This window comes from Alteribacillus bidgolensis, assembly GCF_002886255.1.
Lineage (GTDB): Bacteria > Bacillota > Bacilli > Bacillales > Marinococcaceae > Alteribacillus > Alteribacillus bidgolensis.
Map to the genome: position 1 here is coordinate 4,230,390 of NZ_KZ614149.1, position 16,461 is coordinate 4,246,850.

A 16,461-nucleotide genomic window follows, 5' to 3' on the forward strand; every position below is an offset into this window, starting at 1 on the left:
TCCCTTGATCCGGCCTCTAACCATTTATCGATGTTCACATAAGGTTTATACTGCTAAGCCTTAAAAGCCGCTGATGCCCTAAAATCGATTGCTCGAAACGAACAAATAAAAACATACATTCAGCAATCTCGTGATTTATATCCGTTATTTTTAAGAGCAGCGAAGCGGTTTATCGCCGGAGAAACAAGAGAAGAAGGGGTCAATAAAGCAAAAGTGTTAAGTAAGAAGGGTTACCGAATTTCATTGGAGTACATCGGCGAAAATACTCAAACGGTGCAAGGCTGTAAAGAAGCAAAACAAGAATTTCTGGCATTAATCAAGGACTTGAGTGAACATCAAAGGGATGCAACGATATCGCTCGATCTGTCTCATATCGGATTATCAATTGATTCCGATTTGGCGTTAAACCATTTACACCAAATAGCAGGGGAAGCAAAAAAATATGGACATACCGTTATAATCAGCATGGAGGAATCAGAGAAAACCGATCAAATCCTTGATATGTATAAAAAAACAACGATGGAATACCCGAATGTCGGTATAACAATTCAAGCTCATCTATATCGTTCCCAAGAAGATATTCAAAAACTACTGAACTATCCTGGGAAAATCCGCCTGGTAAAAGGAGCATACCAGGAAGATCCCGATATTGCCATGCCTCGCTCTAAAGCGTTAACTGAACGATACCTGCATTTTATAAACACTATCGTAGATGCCAGGCATTCCCTTTCTATTGCCAGCCATGACGAAACAGTGCTGGATAATGTGGTTCAAAAGGAGTTTTTCAACCAGGCCAATGTAGAAATCGAAATGCTTTATGGAATTCGCCCCGATCTTCTACGGTCTTTAAAAGAAAAAGGCGCTCAAACGAAGGTTTATTTAACATATGGTTCTGAATGGTATCTGTATTTATGTCATCGAATAGCAGAATATCCACCGAATGTGTATACCATGATCTCTGATATGGTCCATCCAGGTGAATTTGAAAGGAATACGTATTAAACAGTAAGGAGATACGGGGTGATCCATTGAGTGAAAGTATTAGAGCTTCTATGAAAATCACATTGGCTATGATGATTGTCGGTAGTTCTGTTGTGGCTGGTAAAATACTTGTTGAAAGTGTTCCTGTGTTTTTAGCTTCAGAACTGAGGTTTTTGATCGCCGCACTTATTCTGGTCCCATTGCTGATCAAATGGGAAGGAATCCCTTCCTTGAATAAAGAAGATATATGTCTTCTCTTTCTGCAGGCGCTTTGCGGTGTTTTTTTATTTAGTATATGTATGCTGTACGGTCTCCAATATACAACCGCATTGGAAAGTGGAATAATCACCAGTACGCTTCCGGCAGCTGTTGCCGGCATTGCCTTTTTTATACTACGGGAAAAGCCGACCAGAAGTAAAGCAATCGGTATATTTTTGGCGGTTATTGGGACTTTGGTTATTAACATTACGGGGACATTTTCTCATGTGGAACGTGGCGAAGCACCATTAATAGGAAACATGTTGATCATGGGGGCCGTTATAGGAGAAGCATTGTTTATTATCTTAGGCAAATCGATATCCATAAGAGTCACACCACTTACTATATCTACAATAGTTAGTGTATGTGGAGTTATTTTTTTTCTGCCTCCTGCTGTATATGAAGCTGCAACGGTTCTGTTAACAAATGTATCCATCTTTGATTGGGGGATTATCTTATATTTCGGAGCAGTAGTTACAGTTATAGCATTTGTCCTGATGTATCAGGGAATCGCCTGTAAGTGCCGTATTATTCTCATCCATTATATTAGAGGAACCGCTAACATGGTTTCATATCATAGGGATGATGTTCGTGTTATCAGCTATATACTTGACGTCCATTGACTCTAAAACAGAAAGAAAAAAGAATGTTCCAGTATAAGGGATAAAGGATTTAAGGTACAAATAGTTTTCCGATACTTAATGAATGATTGGTTTGTAATTGTATAAAAGGTTAGCGATTATCATTAACTCTACAATGGCGCCTTATTAAGAATATAAAAACGGTATCCTTACGAAAGATCTTGTCTAAAACCCACTGTATGATCTTCTAAATTCTCCCATTTAACTAAATGTAAATATTCACCTTTCAATCAGAAAAGCTGAAAAAAATGGAGAAGAGCTGAAACAAGAGAACCCATTTATCAATGTCGGGGCACCAGTCCTGTGCGAATCGTTAGTGAAGCTGTTTATTATCCCAATGGCGTGTAGGGTGTATGATCAACAAAGATGATTTCCTTTGGTAATTGAAATCTCGCACTCTTGGGCGTAACCTTTTATGGCTTCTTTTATATCATTATATTCGTCAATGGTATTTTCGCTTTTGGCGAGGCGGTTATCTAATGTAGTTATTGCAATATCGCTTTTTTGATAACACATTCGATCTCTTCGTGTCCATATGGTAATGTTAGCAATGAACAAAGCTGCAAGTACGATAAAGAAAAACAAACCAAATGGGTGAAAGTATCCCCAATGCATCAAACATAACTCTATTTTCATTGTTATTTTTATTAAGAGAGCTAATATCACAGCTGTATTTACTGTAATAAAAGATCTCCAGAATGGCAATAGTGCAATTTCCAGAAGAAACGCTGATAAAAAGGTAAATTCCATGCCGCCAAACGTATATCATGGAATCTTTGGCGGCTTATGAACTAAAAAACTCCCACCTCATAGTCAAGTAGAGGCAGGAGTTGATGATATAGGTTCTAGTGTAATAAAAAGACTATAGCTTTACATGTGAACTATAACAAATGAATAAGTGCTCCGCCAAGAGCCCCTGTTACAACTACAATCCAAGGAGGCAGTTTCCAAAAAGCAAGCATACTATACAGTACGGCTGCAAACGCAAAATCGATCGGGTCTAATATCGAGCTGGTCCATATAGGGTGATAAAAAGCCGATATTAAAATTCCGACAACACCAGCATTTACCCCCATTAATGCACCTTTAATTTTCGGATGGCTGCGTAAAGCATCCCAAAAAGGCAAGGTGCCCAGGATTAGCAGAAAAGCGGGCAAAAAGATGGCAGCTGTAGCTAATAATCCACCTTGCCACCCATTGATCACAGCTCCTAAATAGGCAGCAAAAGTAAATAGCGGCCCGGGTATCGCTTGTGCTGCCCCGTAACCAGCAAGGAATGATTCTTCACTTAACCAGCCAGTAGGCACAAATTCACGTTCAAGCAAGGGTAAAACAACATGTCCGCCGCCAAACACGAGGGATCCAGAACGGTAAAAGCTATCGAACATAGCCACCCAATTTAATGAAGTGATCTCACGAAGGAAGGGAAGAATGATTAATAAACTAAAAAATATCACTAAACAAGTCGAGCCAAAACGTTTAGAAATCGGAAAGTTAAAATGTGTATTTCCATCGAGCTCCTGATGTTTAAAAAGCACATAACCAATCAATGCTGACATTAAGATCACGCCAACTTGTGTAAAAGCTGTTTGCCATAATAAAGTGACTATAAGAGCAAATAATGCAATCGTTTTTCGCTGTACATCAGGGGTGAGCTTTTTTGCCATGTTAACTATGGCGTGGAGAACGACAGCAACAGCAACAATCTTTAACCCTTGAATCCAGCCGAGTGTATTGACATCCATTCCTTGTAGTATGAGTGCAAAAATAACTAAAGCGATAACAGAGGGGAATGTAAATCCTATAAAGGCTAAAATTCCACCTAAGACACCAGCACGCATCACCCCGATACCTATTCCAACTTGACTGCTTGCAGGCCCCGGTAGAAATTGACACAGAGCAACCAGGTCAGCATAACTTTTTTCATCCATCCATTTACGTCTTCTTATGTATTCTTCATGAAAGTAACCTAAATGTGCAATCGGTCCACCAAATGAAGTAAGTCCAAGTCTGGTAGATATGATTAGGATTTCTAGCAGCGTTTTCAGTTTGTTTTCTTTCTTTTCATTCATAGAATCAATCACCTCATTGTTCTCAGTCTTTAATTTCTTTGAATAATTCATAGGCTTGCGCCCGGGCCTGTCCCAAAATCTCTTCACCTTTCGCAGTTGCTGTATAATATTTTCTTATTTTTCCTTCCACGTTTCGTTCTTCTTTTTGTAATAGACCATCTGACTCCATGTTGTGAAGGATTGGATATAAAGTTCCTGCACTAATTTCATATCCATGTTCTTTTAGCTCTTCATGCATCCACGTACCATAAATAGGATGTTCTTTCGCATGGTGAAGAATATGTATTTGTATAAAGCCTAAGAACAACTTTCGTAGTATTCTATCTTCCAATCTAATCATCACTCCTTTTTTATTGAAAGCCAATATAGAATTTCGATATTGGTTTTCGATATTTAGAGACTAGCACATTTCATTTTGAAGTCCAATTATTTTACCTGAAAATTTACAATACCTTAATATTATAAAGACAGGGAATAAAACTTAGATATGGAAAGGATAATGATGAAAGCTATTGATTTACCGTTTGAGGCTGAAAAAGCAGCAAGATCGCACATTATAACTTATATAGTATAGTAGTGTAATCTATCAAGCTATGATTAACATATGATAGCTTGAGGTGATAACTATGGGAAAATATTATCAAAGCCCATTTCTTTTTGGCGGGAAACTAGGAATGTATAAAACGTTATATAAAGCGCCAACTTTAAAAAAGCACCTTCCTATTACAAAAAAATTCACCTATAAAAATGTAATAGAAATGACTAAGAAATATCCAACCGTTTATATTAAACCTCAAAAGAGTTCAAAAGGCAGGGGTATTTATCGGATTAAAAGATTAAAAAATAAATATGAGTGTCGTTCAACAAAGGGGACAAAAACGTTTAAGAAACTCCTTCGTCTTTATCAATATATTGAAAACAAGTCTAAAAAGAAGAAAAAGAGAATCATTCAGCAAGGTATTTCACTAGATCAAGTAAAGGGCCGTCCTTACGATATTAGAGCGCTTGTTCAAAAGAAACCTAATAGTAAGTGGGTATTTACAGGAATGAACAGCAGAGTAGGGAAGAAGAATAAAATTGTTACCAATCTCAGTCGCGGCGGGAAGATCTATTTGATGGGAGATCTGTTCAAAAAGTTGGGTCTTCGCCGATCAGAACGAAAAAAACGATATAAAGAATTGAAAAGAACTGCATTAAATACGGCAAAGTTTTTAAGTTCCAAGAAACCAAACATCCATGTCTTGGGTATTGATTTCGCTTATGATAATAAAGGTAATTTATGGATTTTGGAAATTAACTCTAGACCACAATATCGTATGTTAAAAAAAGTGGCTCCCTCCATGTATAAACGAATGCGTAAATACGCGAGAAATTACCGTAAAGCGCAAGAATAAAAACAAAGTGAAAAATTATAATCGAGATCTAGCAGCAAGTAAGAAATCTCGATTCTTTTTAAATGGGGAAAAAAAACCTTGAAGTAAAAGATATGGTAAAGAATTCGGAATGTATGAATTTCAAAATTATCTAAAGGGAGAGTCCTGGTTAAGGACGCTTCCCTATTTTGGCATGCCTGGAGGATAGTAATATGGAGGAACTTTTAACCAGCCTCTTTTTCGAAGTAATACTTTCGTATTAGTCCCAAAAACTAACATTTCTGTATACAGCTCTGTCCAAATCATCCCTACATCTGTTCTAATGCTCTGACTATTAGCCAGGGCACACTCGGTTGCGGCGGTGGCAATTTTTAAAGATACCCCGTTTGCAATCTCTTCATCTGTTAGTTTGACACCTAATGGAATGTCATTTGGATCTGATACCGGTTTTTTCTGTTCGCGGGGCGGCAAGGAAACCCCCTCTTTTTCCAAAAACTTTGATAACCTTTCCGATTGGCTTTTACATAATTTTTGGGCATCCACTAATAAATCTTTTACGTCATTGTCTGAAGTTGTATTGAGTCCTATTTCTTCATAATTTATTGATTCATTAATAACAGTTAGGTATGTCCAAATGCTCATTACTTCACCAACATGTAATGGAGCTTTAGGCTCTTGGTCAACTACAGTTTTCAACGTATTCCAAACCGCTTCGAAAGGATTAGGCACGTTTTTCACCTCCCGCTTTCTAGTCATTTCCAAAAAAACATAATAAAAAACATGTACACTTAACCTGTTTCTTATCCTTCTCTTAAAATTTTTTTGTAATAAAAAAGGAGGTTTTCTCAAAATGGAGAACCTCCTTTGCTGATGCCTTAATTTGGCTTTTTTTCTTTCTTTTTCTGCTTTTGTTTTTCATGGGCTCTGCGGTGAGCTCTATGGCGGTCTTCTTCCACTTCATCAGATACTGATTTTCCTTGAGGTACCGCAGCGGTATCGATTTCTTTTAAGCCTTCTTGATTTTTCTCATATACGAAAGAGGCTCTTGTAGAAATATCTGCCCCTTTATTGGACACAAAGGGAAGGACACGGTAATCGGTCCTCCATTGATCTGAAGTAACATGGCAGCGAACGTAACCGCGGTAATCATTAAAGAATTTTATATGTTCGTTTTGTTCCAGAATTCGATCGGTATCAGCACGTTTATCTGCTCCATTACCACCAGAGGTGATGGAAGTTCCTACAAATTCTGCTCCAAAGATGCTGGAATCTGGATCATCAAAATCTTCAATTAGATTGGAGGCCCAGTTAGCATGCACATCGCCAGTTAAAACGATAAAATTATTAATGTCTTTATTGTTTACAAAGTCAGTCAATCTATTTCGGGCAGGCGTGTACCCGTCCCAGCTGTCCATGCTGAACAATGGCTCGTCCGAACTTGGGCCATAGTTACGTTTTGCAAAGAATATTTGCTGAGCCAAAACGTTCCAATTCGATGCTGCATTGTCGAGATGGTTGAGCAGCCACTCTTCTTGTTTATCTCCTAGAAGGGTGCGAGACGGATCCAGGGATTCCGATGATTGAGGAGAACTTGTATCTCCATTGGCCTGGTCTGAACGGTACTGGCGGGTATCCAATACAAAGAAATCAGCTAGATCTCCATAAGAGAAGCTGCGGTATAACTGCATATCGCTTTCTTCTGGCATAGAGGATTTACGCAGCGGCATATGTTCATAATACGCCTGGTAAGCAGCAATACGTCGTTTTACAAATTCTTCAACAGACTGATCATTTTCAGGAATGCTATCTGCATAGTTGTTTTCTACTTCATGATCATCCCAGGTGACGACCCATGGAAATGCAGCATGAGCAGATTGCAGATCTTGATCGGATCGATATTGGGCATGACGGTTGCGGTAATCTTCAAGCGTCATTATTTCTGGTCCGCTGTGGCTTCGAACATTACCCGTGCCAGATACGTATTCATTTGGTCCATATTCATAAATGTAGTCTCCAAGATGGAAGACAAGATCGAGATCTTCTTTTGCCATATGTTTATAAGCGGTATAGTAGCCGTGTTCATATTGCTGACAGGAAGCAAAAGCAAATGTAAGACTAGATACATGGGAACGGCTTTCAGGTAATGTTTTTGTTTTTCCAACTGGACTATATTCATTTCCTGTTTTGAAACGGTAAAAATAAACCGTATCAGCCGAAAGTCCTTCTACTTCCACATGAACAGAATGAGCTAAAGCAGGGCTCGCTGTTTCTGTTCCACGTTTTACGACATTGCGAAAGTTCTCATCTTTTGCTAATTCCCATTGAACAGGAACGTTTCGATCAGGGGCTCCGCCGCCGTTGAGTGGATCGGGGGCGACTCTAGTCCACAAAACGATACTATCAGCAAGCGGATCCCCGGAAGCCACTCCCAAAGAAAATGGATAATCTTCAAATTTAACATTAGCTTCCGTTTCTGCTTGAACATTCACTCCACCCATCGATTGAGCAATTACCATCGCCAAAGAAATACTAGCAATTTTTCCAGCTCCTTGAATGAATCCGCGCCGGTCAACACCTTCCCGCAAGGTTTTCTCATTGAGCCGCTGAATTAATTCTTCAATGGAATTTTCTTTTGACATACTTCTTACCCCTTTCAGAATCTAATGTTCGGAACCGACTCTTAGTATAGGATGTATTTGTTAATAGGCTGTTAAGGAATGTAAAACGAAAAAAAATGTTAGGAGGAAAGGAGAATTTTTAAAATTAGGAAAATGGAGATAGGGAATGATTTTGTAAATGTAAAAAAATGTTTTTTATAGTCGGAAGAAACAACATGTATATAAATTAATAGATTGATATGATTAGGCCAAATTTCTTTTTGGTTTTACACTTCCTAAACGAAAACATAATATTTCTCTTCTTAGGCGGTCCTCATAACCTGTCTTTTTTAAACTTTAGAAATGTTTAACTTTGTTAAAGGATAAAAGTATAAACAAAACTACGGATTCGGCAATTTGTACTTGGTGGCAAACCGAGTTTTTCTAAAATTTCACTTATAAATACCGTGTTGCTAGAATGATTAGAACATATATTAAATATGATAAATCTACTAATGGAGAGGAGGACATAAATGTTAAGTGAGTCAGATTCTAGCAGACCAATCATTGGAATATTGTGCAGACGCAGTGTTATAAATAAGTTAAAGAGGCAAAAGGCTTCCTTTCGCCCAAAACTTATCCATAAAGCTGGTTTGGAAGTTCGTTCAAAACTCTACTTCTTTGGTGCTAAAGATGTAAATAGGAAAGACAAACGAATATTAGGGACATACTTTCATGAAAAAGAAAAGAAATGGAAACAAAAATATTTCTCCCTGCCCCACGTTCTCTTGAGAATGGGAGGACAATTTTATCAAACTACCGTTTCTGCCTTTTTTAAAAAGCAGAACACAAAAGTACTGAATAAATTTAAAAGTTTCGATAAATGGGAGCATTTCAACGTGTTGCAAAGTAATCCACAACTCAGTGCACACCTTCCAGATACTAAACATATTTCATTAAACAAAAAGAAGGAGCTCTTTACGTTTATCGATCGGCATGGAAGTGTCTACGTGAAAGCAGCATTTGGTTTTCAAAGCAAAAACATTATGAAAATCACCAAAAGAAAAAATGGAAAATATAGTTATAAATATCACATTTCTACATTCAAAAAAGGGATTGTTAGTAAAACGCAGCTGCTGAAAAAAATGAAAAGATTTTTCAAAAACAAAACAATAATAATACAAAAAACAATTCCATTATTAGAATATAATAAATATGATATTGATTTAAGAACGGAATTAAATAGAAACGAAGCTGGAGATATTAAAGTGGCTGGATATTGTATAAGAAAAAGTAAAAAGGGTAACTTTACGACAAGAAAATCTGGTAAGCATAAACTAAAAAAATACTTTCGCCGCACATTAAAGTATTCCAAAAAGGAGATCAACAGCTTATTAAGACAAATTAAACAATTAACGTTAAAAACGTATCGAGAGATAGAATCAAAATACGGTCCCATAGGTGAAATGGGGATAGATTTAGGATTAGATAAAAATGGTAAATTATGGATAATTGAATGTAACCTATGCAGCGGAAAACGCACGCTTTATAAGACATATGGGGCTGAACGTGTTAAACAATCTTACGTGGATATTTTTAAGTACGGGATTAGTTTATTGTAACGTTTCTTACAAAGATTATATAGAGAGGAAGGGAATGAAAATGAAAAATAGCAGAAGAATAGGAATTATTCTTCCTAGTGAAAAATATGAAAAGCTTTCAAAAAAACCTGATCCAGATATAAAGAAAATGGTATCGTTATATGAAAAAGCTGCCATGAAGCATAATAGTTCCCTTTGCTTTTTTCGAATACATGATTTAAAGCGGGGTAAAAAGGTAATAAAAGGTTTTGTAAAAGCAAATCAAGGATATAAGTTACGAAAAGTACCGATTCCACCGGTTATCTACAAACGTATTGGCCATTCCCGCCATGATCTGCCGCTGCTCCAATCTCTTAGGGGCGAAGGAAAAATATTGTTTAATTTTTATAAAAACAATCATAAATATAATATGTGGAAAATAGTTAAATTAAATAAGTTCCTTGCCAAACATCAGCCCGATACTAAAATGGCTAATAAAAGAACCGTAAGAGAAATGCTTAAAAAGTATAAAAGCTTGATGATAAAGCCTAACCGAGGTGAAGTAGGGCGAGGAATTATGAAAATACAACAGAAGGCTAGCGGAAAGTGGTGTTTATATTATAAAAACAATAATAAATGGAAAAAAAAGTATTTTAAAAATAAACTGCCAAAACTATTATTAAATAGAATAAAGAAACCCCATTTAGTTCAAGAAACCATAGATCTCGCTGCCTACCACGGAAAGCCTTTCGATTTAAGGGTCTCTGTGCAAAAGAATCAATTAAGAAAATGGCAGGTTTCCGCTATTTTTGTCAAAGTTGCAAAAGATGGTCAGTTTCTGACGAATATGGGGCAAGGGGCAACTGCATATACTTTGCAGCAAATTTTAAAAAGTCACCCATCGCTTACCCTTGAAAAAATAGAAAAAAAAATTAAGACGTTTGCTATAAAGCTTGCAAAACACATTGCTTCCCATAAAAAAAACATGGCTGATTTTGGTTTTGACATCGGTGTATCAAAACAGGGGATTCCTTATTTAATTGAGGTGAACCATATCTCTGATTATCCTGCTTTCTCTATTAAAAATGGGAAACTTTTAAATAGAGAGTGGAAGAAAGTATTTACAACACCTATTGATTATGCGTGTTCATTTTTATCGTAGTATTTTTCTAAAGAAATCGGAAAAACATGGTGATCTGAAAAGGAGGACACAGCATGAAAACAATGAGAAACAGATGTTTCAAGGCGCTAACTATCCACCTTTCCATTGGGGCAGCATACGCCTACAATCGTGTACACGAATACGATTCGTAATACGATGGGCTGGTCAACGGCAGTGATCACTTCAGCCTTTACGATTATGATGGCCCTTGCCGGTTTTTCAGCCGCTTTCTTTGGGAATTTTGTAGAAAGAAACGGTCCTAGAAAATTAGCCATTTATGAAGCGGTTCTTTTTGAAGCCGGACAACCAGGAGCCGGTATGGCAGTTACGGTCGATTCTCCCGTTCTTTTTCTGCTTACAGCCTTAATGACAATCGCTTTCATATTATCTCTCTTGATCATGGAAAAAGAGTATAAACAATGAAATGAAAGTGCTGCATAATAGAGTATAAAAAGAATAGATAAATAATATAAACAGCTTATCCTGTTAAAACATAATCTCATGGAGAAGCTGTTTCATTTTTCTATATCTCTTCAAAAAAAATGAATGATTTCCTCAGGATTATACCCTTTAAATAACAGCTCCTTATCATTAAAAACCATGATAACGGGAAATGTTTCAATGCCTAACTCTTCTTTGTAATCTACCACATGATTTTCTGGATAAGGCGTTGATCTTCCAACGGTGTCTTCGCTTATTTCTGAAATAATATCTTCTAAATCAAAAGCAGGTGGTTCCCCTTCTTCATACATGATGACAATGTTTAGCTTGTCATCAAGATGGGACAAGATGCCAGCGTATTTTTCTTCATACTTTAGGTATGTTTAACTTTGTTAGGGGAACAAAGTATAAGAAAAACTATGACTTCCGCCATAAGGACTCGGCGGCAAGCAGTTTTTCTAATAAGACATATCTAATAAATGATTTCTTCTGCTTCCCCTTTAAAATCCTGCTCCTCCAGGCAGGTTTATTAACCTTTTGTCCTTCTTTAATTTCACTCAATGACGTGCTGTTTCCGTTTTCATCTTCTATAACCGTTTTATCGGTGACTTGTGGAGAAATGCCGTAGCCTTCATCCGTTGTAACGGGTCCGGCATCTCGTTTTACCCACTCTGAAATATCAACTGTTATTCTGTTTTCTTCCGTTTTAACAGCATCGACCTTTCCAATCATTTGATCATCTTTATACCGGTCGGCATGTTGTTCGTCTTCCTTACCGCAAGCCGCTGCTGTAAGGAAAAGTAGTACCGTAACGACGAGAATCATAGTTTTATGCATAACATCGCCTCCGGATGTTATAGACAAATGGATATGCAAATAGTTACAAATTTATGGGGGGCGTTCTGAGCCTTCTTTCCTTTTTTTCAAATGTTTAATCTTCTTGTTTGTCACCTCAGCTTGGAAAGCGTATAATTTTCTATTAGCTTCACGAAACATTTTGAAAGATTTTACATAGAAAGAGGCGGCCTGCCTATGGCACAAAGTTACAGTAAAGTATTAATCGCAGCTTTATTGCTTTCTGGATCTTTCGTGGCGGTACTGAATCAGACATTAATGATAACTGCGATTCCGCCAATTATGGAAGAAATGAATATTTCTGCTAATACTGGTCAGTGGCTGACAACGGTCTTTATGCTCGTAAACGGCATCATGGTACCCATTACAGCTTTTTTAATTGAAAGATTTACAACAAGGCAGCTGTTTATTACAGCAATGGGTGTGTTTGCAGTTGGAACCTTGATCGGCGGAATTGCCACTAATTTTCCAGTGCTCATATTAGGCAGAATCATTCAGTCTGCCGGTGCAGGGGTTATGATACCTTTAATGCAAACGGTGTTCTTGCTTATATTCCCGGTTGAAAAACGTGGGACAGCCATGGGATACATCGGTCTGGTCATTTCATTTGCACCAGCGATTGGTCCAACGTTATCAGGCTGGGTAACCGAAACGTATGAATGGCGCTATTTGTTCTGGTTTATTTTACCTTTATCCTTTATCATGATTATCATTGCTTATTTCATCATGAGAAACGTAACGGAGTTAAAACACCCGAAGGTCGATCCTCGATCCATTCTGTTATCTTCATTTGGTTTTGGAGGTCTTCTTTATGGGTTTACAAGTGCCGGGAACAACGGCTGGGGGAGCCCGGTGACAATTAGCGTACTTTTAATCGGCTCGGCTGCAATTGTCCTTTTTGTTAGACGTCAATTACGCATGCAGCATCCTATGCTTGAATTTCGCGTATTTAAACAGCGCATTTTTACGATGTCAACGATTATCGGAATGGTTGGTTTTATGGGTCTGATCGGCCTGGAGACATTAATCCCGCTATTTATGCAGAATATGCGCGGTTTCACGGCGATGGAATCCGGCCTCGTTTTATTTCCGGGCGCGCTTTTAGCAGGGCTTATGGCTCCGATTACAGGCCGCATATTCGACAAAATCGGTGCTCGTTTTTTGGGTATTTCTGGGCTGATTATTATGTCCGTTTCTACGTTTGCTTTTGTCCTTGTGGATAATTCAACAAGCCTTGTTTATTTGATGGTAGCTTATGCTGTTCGGATGTTCGGTTTTTCAATGGTAATGATGCCGGTCAACACTGCAGGGCTGAATGAAATGCCGCCAAAGCTTATTCCGCATGGCGCTGCTATGACGAATACAATGCGCCAAATGGCAGCCTCTGTCGGAACAGCGGTACTTGTTACCACCATGACGACAACCGAGAAAGTCGCACAATCGCATGCGGGAGTTGAACATCCCGATATTTTAGGTGTGAAAATCGCATTTTTTCTCATTTTCATTTTGTCTCTCGGCGCATTAGCCATATCCTTTTTTATTCGAAAAACATCTCCTCCTACTGATGAAGAATGGGACGCGAGACAAAACAGTGGTTAAAAAGTTTACAAGTTTCAGCATCCAATACGATTGGGTGCTTTATTTTTTTGAATCTAGCAAGACAATCTTTCTTCCACTATAATAAAAAAACGATAATTAGTATGAGGAATGGAGGCAGTTTCTATGAACAAGATTGAAAAGTGGGTAGAAAAAAGAGAGACTAAGCAGTATCCTGCAAAGACATTACACGACATTGATCCCGCAACAACCGCTCTTGTTGTCATTGACATGGTAAACGGGTTTGCGAAACAAGGAACTTTGTATCATCAGAATATAGAGAATCTCATAGAGCCTATTCGCCAAACGATGAAGGGGGCTAAAGCGATGGGTATTCCGATTATCGGTTTTGGAGATGCCCATGAAAAGAATTCGGTAGAGTTTCATATTTTCCCAGAACATTGTTTGGAAAAGACAGAGGAGTCTGCATTTGTACCAGAACTGCAAGAAATAGGCACAGACGTGTGGATTCCGAAAAAGTCCACGAATAGTTTTCTCGAAGAGCAGTTTCAGGAGTGGCTGAAAGAGAATAAGCAAATTGGTACCTTTATCGTAGCAGGAGATTGCACAGATATTTGTATTCTGCAATTTGTGCTAAGCATGACTGCATTTTTTACCAAAGAAGGACAAGAAAAACGAGTTATTGTTCCTGTGAACCTCGTCGATACATTTTCTCACGAAGACCATCCATCCGAAGCGGTCAACTTGTTTTCTTTCTATTTAATGGAGCAAGCCGGAGCGGAGCTAGTTGAAATGAAAAACATATAACGGGGGCTGTATGATAATAACAAGATATTTAACAAAAGGGAGCCACCCCAAATCTGGACGGCTCCCTTTGCATTAGCACCTTTAGAATAAGTTAATTCATAGCTGTGACTGTAAATTTCAACTAGGTTTCCAAATGGGTCTTCGCAATATACCATTCAAAACACTTTTCACCAGGGTAATATTCACGAACCGGTATACGCTGCTTTCCCCTATGAGCTTTAATTTTTCAAGATTAGGGTTCAACTTTCTTATCTGGGATAAATGAGTTTCCAACAAAAATACCTTCTCGTTTAGTGATATAGACCAAGAAATACGGAGACTTCATTTTAGGTAGAGAGTCTTTTAAAAAAAATATTAAAAATATCAGAAAATTGCATATAGTGAAATTTTTTGATTGAGTACTAAAATTTTATCCAATATACTTTAGCTATATTTAAATTTAAAGGGGGAGAAAAAAATAATGCAAAACGAAAGGGGAAATTTGTCACAGGTATTACGGAAGATTTATAGGTACTAGAACAGGAAATATAAAAAAACAATGAACAAATGGAAGTTAAAGGAGGAATTTAATTGGCAATTAGAACTGGTCAGGATTATATTAATGGATTAAAAACAAGACAGCCAGAAGTATGGTTGGAAGGTAGAAGGATTACTGATTTGGTAAATGAGCCAAATTTCAAACAGCCGATTCAAGAAATAGCTAAACTTTATGATATGCAGCACGATCCTAACTATAAAGATAAAATAACTGGAATTTGTGAAGACACAGGAGAAAGAGTTTCTAATGCTTTCATCGTACCAAAAAGCTATGAAGATTTAATGAAACGAAGAGCTTTGTATGAAACATGGGCAGAAGCAACCTTTGGACTGATGGGAAGATCACCTGATTTTCTTAACGTAACAGTTACTTCAATGGCTAGTAACGCAAAATTTTTTGAAAGGTATAATCAAAGCTGGGCAGAAAATATTGTGAACTATTATAAACATGTCCGTGATAATGATTTATTTCTAACACACGCCCTTATCAATCCACAAAATGACCGAAGTAAGGCGGCTCATGAACAAAAAGATAAATTCACACACTTAGGGGCTGTCGAAGAAACATCAGAAGGAATTATCGTTCGTGGAGCGAAAATGCTTGCAACTTTTGCTCCAATAGCTGATGAGGTTATTATATATCCATTCCCGGGCTTTAAACCAGGAGATGAAAGGTATACTTTGTCATTTGCCGTTCCTATTGATACACCGGGACTTCGTATTGTATGCCGAGAACCGGCACAGAATGGCAAACGTCCAGTATTTGATCATCCATTAGCATCAAGATTTGAAGAAATGGATGCGGTTCTTATTTTCAATGATGTACTTGTACCTTGGAATCGTGTATTTGTCCACAATAATTTGGAAGCAGGGAATACAGTATACGCTCAAACTGGATTGAGCCAAAATACTCACCAAAACGGTGTAAGAGGACTAACAAAACTTAGGTTTGCTCAACAAGTTGCTTCTAGGGTAGCAGATTCAATCGGTGTAGATGGTTTCTTAAATGTACAAACACAATTGGGCGAGTTGGTACAGTCTGTGGAAACAATTAGAGCTTTGCTGCGCACAGCGGAAAATGAATATAGCATTAACGAGAATGGGGAAGCGGTGCCATCCTTTACTTCATTAGAAACAATCCGCGGCATTTTACCGAAAGCATACCCTCGAGCGATCGAGATTATCCAAACGATTGGTGCCGGCGGTCTGCTTTTATCACCAACAGGCTGCGATTTAGAACATCCAGAACTAAGCGGGGATATTGCTAAGTACTATGGAGGCCGTGAAGGTGTTGAGGCATATGATAGAGTTCGCTTGTTTAAATTAGCTTGGGATTTATCAGGAGAAGCCTTCGGACAGCGTTTGGTTCAATATGAACGTTATTATTCCGGTGACCCTGTCAGAAAATTAGGAATGTTCTACAGTAATTATAAGAAAAAGGCTTCATTCACCATGGTAGACAGAGCTTTAGAGCAAAATGAAACAGAGAAGAATGTGTCCATGAATTAAATGAACATCTCTAGTTTGGATCAGTTAAAAAATAAATCATGAACAATATCACAATGATCAGGTTGTTTAACTTATAACAGCTTATAAGGGA

Annotated in this window: 16 protein-coding genes and 2 pseudogenes; 10 read left to right on the forward strand and 8 right to left on the reverse strand. The window is 37.8% G+C overall.

The window, feature by feature from the left end:
* Positions 1-87: 87 nt before the first annotated feature.
* The 3 genes and pseudogenes from CEF16_RS20770 to CEF16_RS25530 all read left to right on the forward strand — a co-directional run bounded on the left by CEF16_RS20770 (position 88) and on the right by CEF16_RS25530 (position 1,899).
* The gene (locus tag CEF16_RS20770; protein ID WP_091585820.1) at positions 88-1,002 is read left to right on the forward strand and encodes a proline dehydrogenase family protein; all 915 of its coding nucleotides are present in this window, start codon (positions 88-90) and stop codon (positions 1,000-1,002) included.
* Between the two features lie 71 nt (positions 1,003-1,073).
* Positions 1,074-1,385: pseudogene (locus tag CEF16_RS25525) on the forward strand (EamA family transporter); the annotation flags it as partial.
* 397 nt (positions 1,386-1,782) lie between these two features.
* Positions 1,783-1,899, forward strand: a complete 117-nt coding sequence (locus CEF16_RS25530) for a hypothetical protein (protein ID WP_437438230.1) — start codon at positions 1,783-1,785, stop codon at positions 1,897-1,899.
* A 338-nt stretch (positions 1,900-2,237) separates the two neighbouring features.
* Here the strand turns inward: CEF16_RS25530 and CEF16_RS20780 are convergent, their stop codons facing one another.
* The 3 genes from CEF16_RS20780 to CEF16_RS20790 all read right to left on the reverse strand — a co-directional run bounded on the left by CEF16_RS20780 (position 2,238) and on the right by CEF16_RS20790 (position 4,283).
* Positions 2,238-2,630, reverse strand: coding sequence for a hypothetical protein (locus CEF16_RS20780; RefSeq protein ID WP_091585822.1), 393 nt, complete (start codon positions 2,628-2,630; stop codon positions 2,238-2,240).
* A gap of 131 nt (positions 2,631-2,761) precedes the next feature.
* On the reverse strand, positions 2,762-3,952 hold the full coding sequence (locus CEF16_RS20785) for a chromate transporter (RefSeq protein WP_091585824.1): 1,191 nt from the start codon (positions 3,950-3,952) through the stop codon (positions 2,762-2,764).
* Between the two features lie 22 nt (positions 3,953-3,974).
* Positions 3,975-4,283, reverse strand: coding sequence for a PadR family transcriptional regulator (locus CEF16_RS20790; protein ID WP_091585826.1), 309 nt, complete (start codon positions 4,281-4,283; stop codon positions 3,975-3,977).
* Positions 4,284-4,578: 295 nt separating this feature from the next.
* Between CEF16_RS20790 and CEF16_RS20795 the strand changes: the two genes are divergently transcribed.
* Positions 4,579-5,346 (forward strand): YheC/YheD family protein, encoded by a 768-nt coding sequence (locus CEF16_RS20795; RefSeq protein WP_091585828.1) that lies wholly within the window; start codon positions 4,579-4,581, stop codon positions 5,344-5,346.
* Positions 5,347-5,508: 162 nt separating this feature from the next.
* On the opposite strand, the gene CEF16_RS20800 is transcribed toward CEF16_RS20795, so the two are convergent.
* Together CEF16_RS20800 and CEF16_RS20805 are read right to left on the reverse strand one after the other, a co-directional pair.
* Positions 5,509-6,054 (reverse strand): DUF3231 family protein, encoded by a 546-nt coding sequence (locus tag CEF16_RS20800; RefSeq protein ID WP_091586247.1) that lies wholly within the window; start codon positions 6,052-6,054, stop codon positions 5,509-5,511.
* A 146-nt stretch (positions 6,055-6,200) separates the two neighbouring features.
* A complete protein-coding gene (locus CEF16_RS20805; RefSeq protein ID WP_091585829.1) occupies positions 6,201-7,964 on the reverse strand; it encodes an alkaline phosphatase D family protein in 1,764 nt (587 codons plus the stop codon).
* A gap of 491 nt (positions 7,965-8,455) precedes the next feature.
* Between CEF16_RS20805 and CEF16_RS20810 the strand changes: the two genes are divergently transcribed.
* The 3 genes from CEF16_RS20810 to CEF16_RS20820 all read left to right on the forward strand — a co-directional run bounded on the left by CEF16_RS20810 (position 8,456) and on the right by CEF16_RS20820 (position 11,087).
* The gene (locus CEF16_RS20810; protein ID WP_091585831.1) at positions 8,456-9,544 is read left to right on the forward strand and encodes a YheC/YheD family protein; all 1,089 of its coding nucleotides are present in this window, start codon (positions 8,456-8,458) and stop codon (positions 9,542-9,544) included.
* Positions 9,545-9,896: 352 nt separating this feature from the next.
* On the forward strand, positions 9,897-10,664 hold the full coding sequence (locus CEF16_RS23980) for a YheC/YheD family protein (protein WP_170032245.1): 768 nt from the start codon (positions 9,897-9,899) through the stop codon (positions 10,662-10,664).
* 129 nt (positions 10,665-10,793) lie between these two features.
* Positions 10,794-11,087 carry a hypothetical protein gene (locus tag CEF16_RS20820; protein WP_096241772.1) on the forward strand — a complete coding sequence of 98 codons (294 nt, stop codon included), beginning with the start codon at positions 10,794-10,796 and terminating at the stop codon, positions 11,085-11,087.
* 110 nt (positions 11,088-11,197) lie between these two features.
* On the opposite strand, the gene CEF16_RS20825 is transcribed toward CEF16_RS20820, so the two are convergent.
* Both CEF16_RS20825 and CEF16_RS20830 read right to left on the reverse strand, forming a co-directional pair.
* A complete protein-coding gene (locus tag CEF16_RS20825) occupies positions 11,198-11,452 on the reverse strand; it encodes a hypothetical protein (RefSeq protein WP_091585837.1) in 255 nt (84 codons plus the stop codon).
* A 70-nt stretch (positions 11,453-11,522) separates the two neighbouring features.
* On the reverse strand, positions 11,523-11,942 hold the full coding sequence (locus CEF16_RS20830; protein ID WP_091585839.1) for a hypothetical protein: 420 nt from the start codon (positions 11,940-11,942) through the stop codon (positions 11,523-11,525).
* A gap of 195 nt (positions 11,943-12,137) precedes the next feature.
* On the opposite strand from CEF16_RS20830, the gene CEF16_RS20835 reads away from it, so the two are divergent.
* Together CEF16_RS20835 and CEF16_RS20840 are read left to right on the forward strand one after the other, a co-directional pair.
* Complete coding sequence (locus tag CEF16_RS20835) at positions 12,138-13,559, forward strand: MDR family MFS transporter (protein WP_091585841.1); 1,422 nt, start codon at positions 12,138-12,140, stop codon at positions 13,557-13,559.
* A gap of 123 nt (positions 13,560-13,682) precedes the next feature.
* A complete protein-coding gene (locus CEF16_RS20840; protein ID WP_170032248.1) occupies positions 13,683-14,324 on the forward strand; it encodes a cysteine hydrolase family protein in 642 nt (213 codons plus the stop codon).
* Here CEF16_RS20840 and CEF16_RS25460 read toward each other — a convergent pair.
* Positions 14,273-14,550 (reverse strand): annotated as a pseudogene (locus CEF16_RS25460) (hypothetical protein); the annotation flags it as partial. The gene CEF16_RS20840 and the pseudogene CEF16_RS25460 sit on opposite strands and share 52 nt — an antisense overlap.
* Positions 14,551-14,894: 344 nt before the next feature.
* On the opposite strand from CEF16_RS25460, the gene CEF16_RS20850 reads away from it, so the two are divergent.
* Entirely contained in the window at positions 14,895-16,370 is a 1,476-nt protein-coding gene (locus tag CEF16_RS20850) for a 4-hydroxyphenylacetate 3-hydroxylase family protein (RefSeq protein ID WP_091585846.1), read from the forward strand.
* The last annotated feature ends 91 nt before the right edge of the window (positions 16,371-16,461 follow it).

Excerpts from the sequence above, each read along its gene's own strand:
- CEF16_RS20840 (WP_170032248.1), top strand. The coding sequence starts at position 13,683 with ATGAACAAGATTGAAAAGTGGGTAGAAAAAAGAGAGACTAAGCAGTAT.
- CEF16_RS20780 (WP_091585822.1), bottom strand. The coding sequence starts at position 2,630 with ATGGAATTTACCTTTTTATCAGCGTTTCTTCTGGAAATTGCACTATTG.
- CEF16_RS20785 (WP_091585824.1), bottom strand. The coding sequence starts at position 3,952 with ATGAATGAAAAGAAAGAAAACAAACTGAAAACGCTGCTAGAAATCCTA.
- CEF16_RS20830 (WP_091585839.1), bottom strand. The coding sequence starts at position 11,942 with ATGCATAAAACTATGATTCTCGTCGTTACGGTACTACTTTTCCTTACA.
- CEF16_RS20835 (WP_091585841.1), top strand. The coding sequence starts at position 12,138 with ATGGCACAAAGTTACAGTAAAGTATTAATCGCAGCTTTATTGCTTTCT.
- CEF16_RS20805 (WP_091585829.1), bottom strand. The coding sequence starts at position 7,964 with ATGTCAAAAGAAAATTCCATTGAAGAATTAATTCAGCGGCTCAATGAG.
- CEF16_RS20795 (WP_091585828.1), top strand. The coding sequence starts at position 4,579 with ATGGGAAAATATTATCAAAGCCCATTTCTTTTTGGCGGGAAACTAGGA.
- CEF16_RS20810 (WP_091585831.1), top strand. The coding sequence starts at position 8,456 with ATGTTAAGTGAGTCAGATTCTAGCAGACCAATCATTGGAATATTGTGC.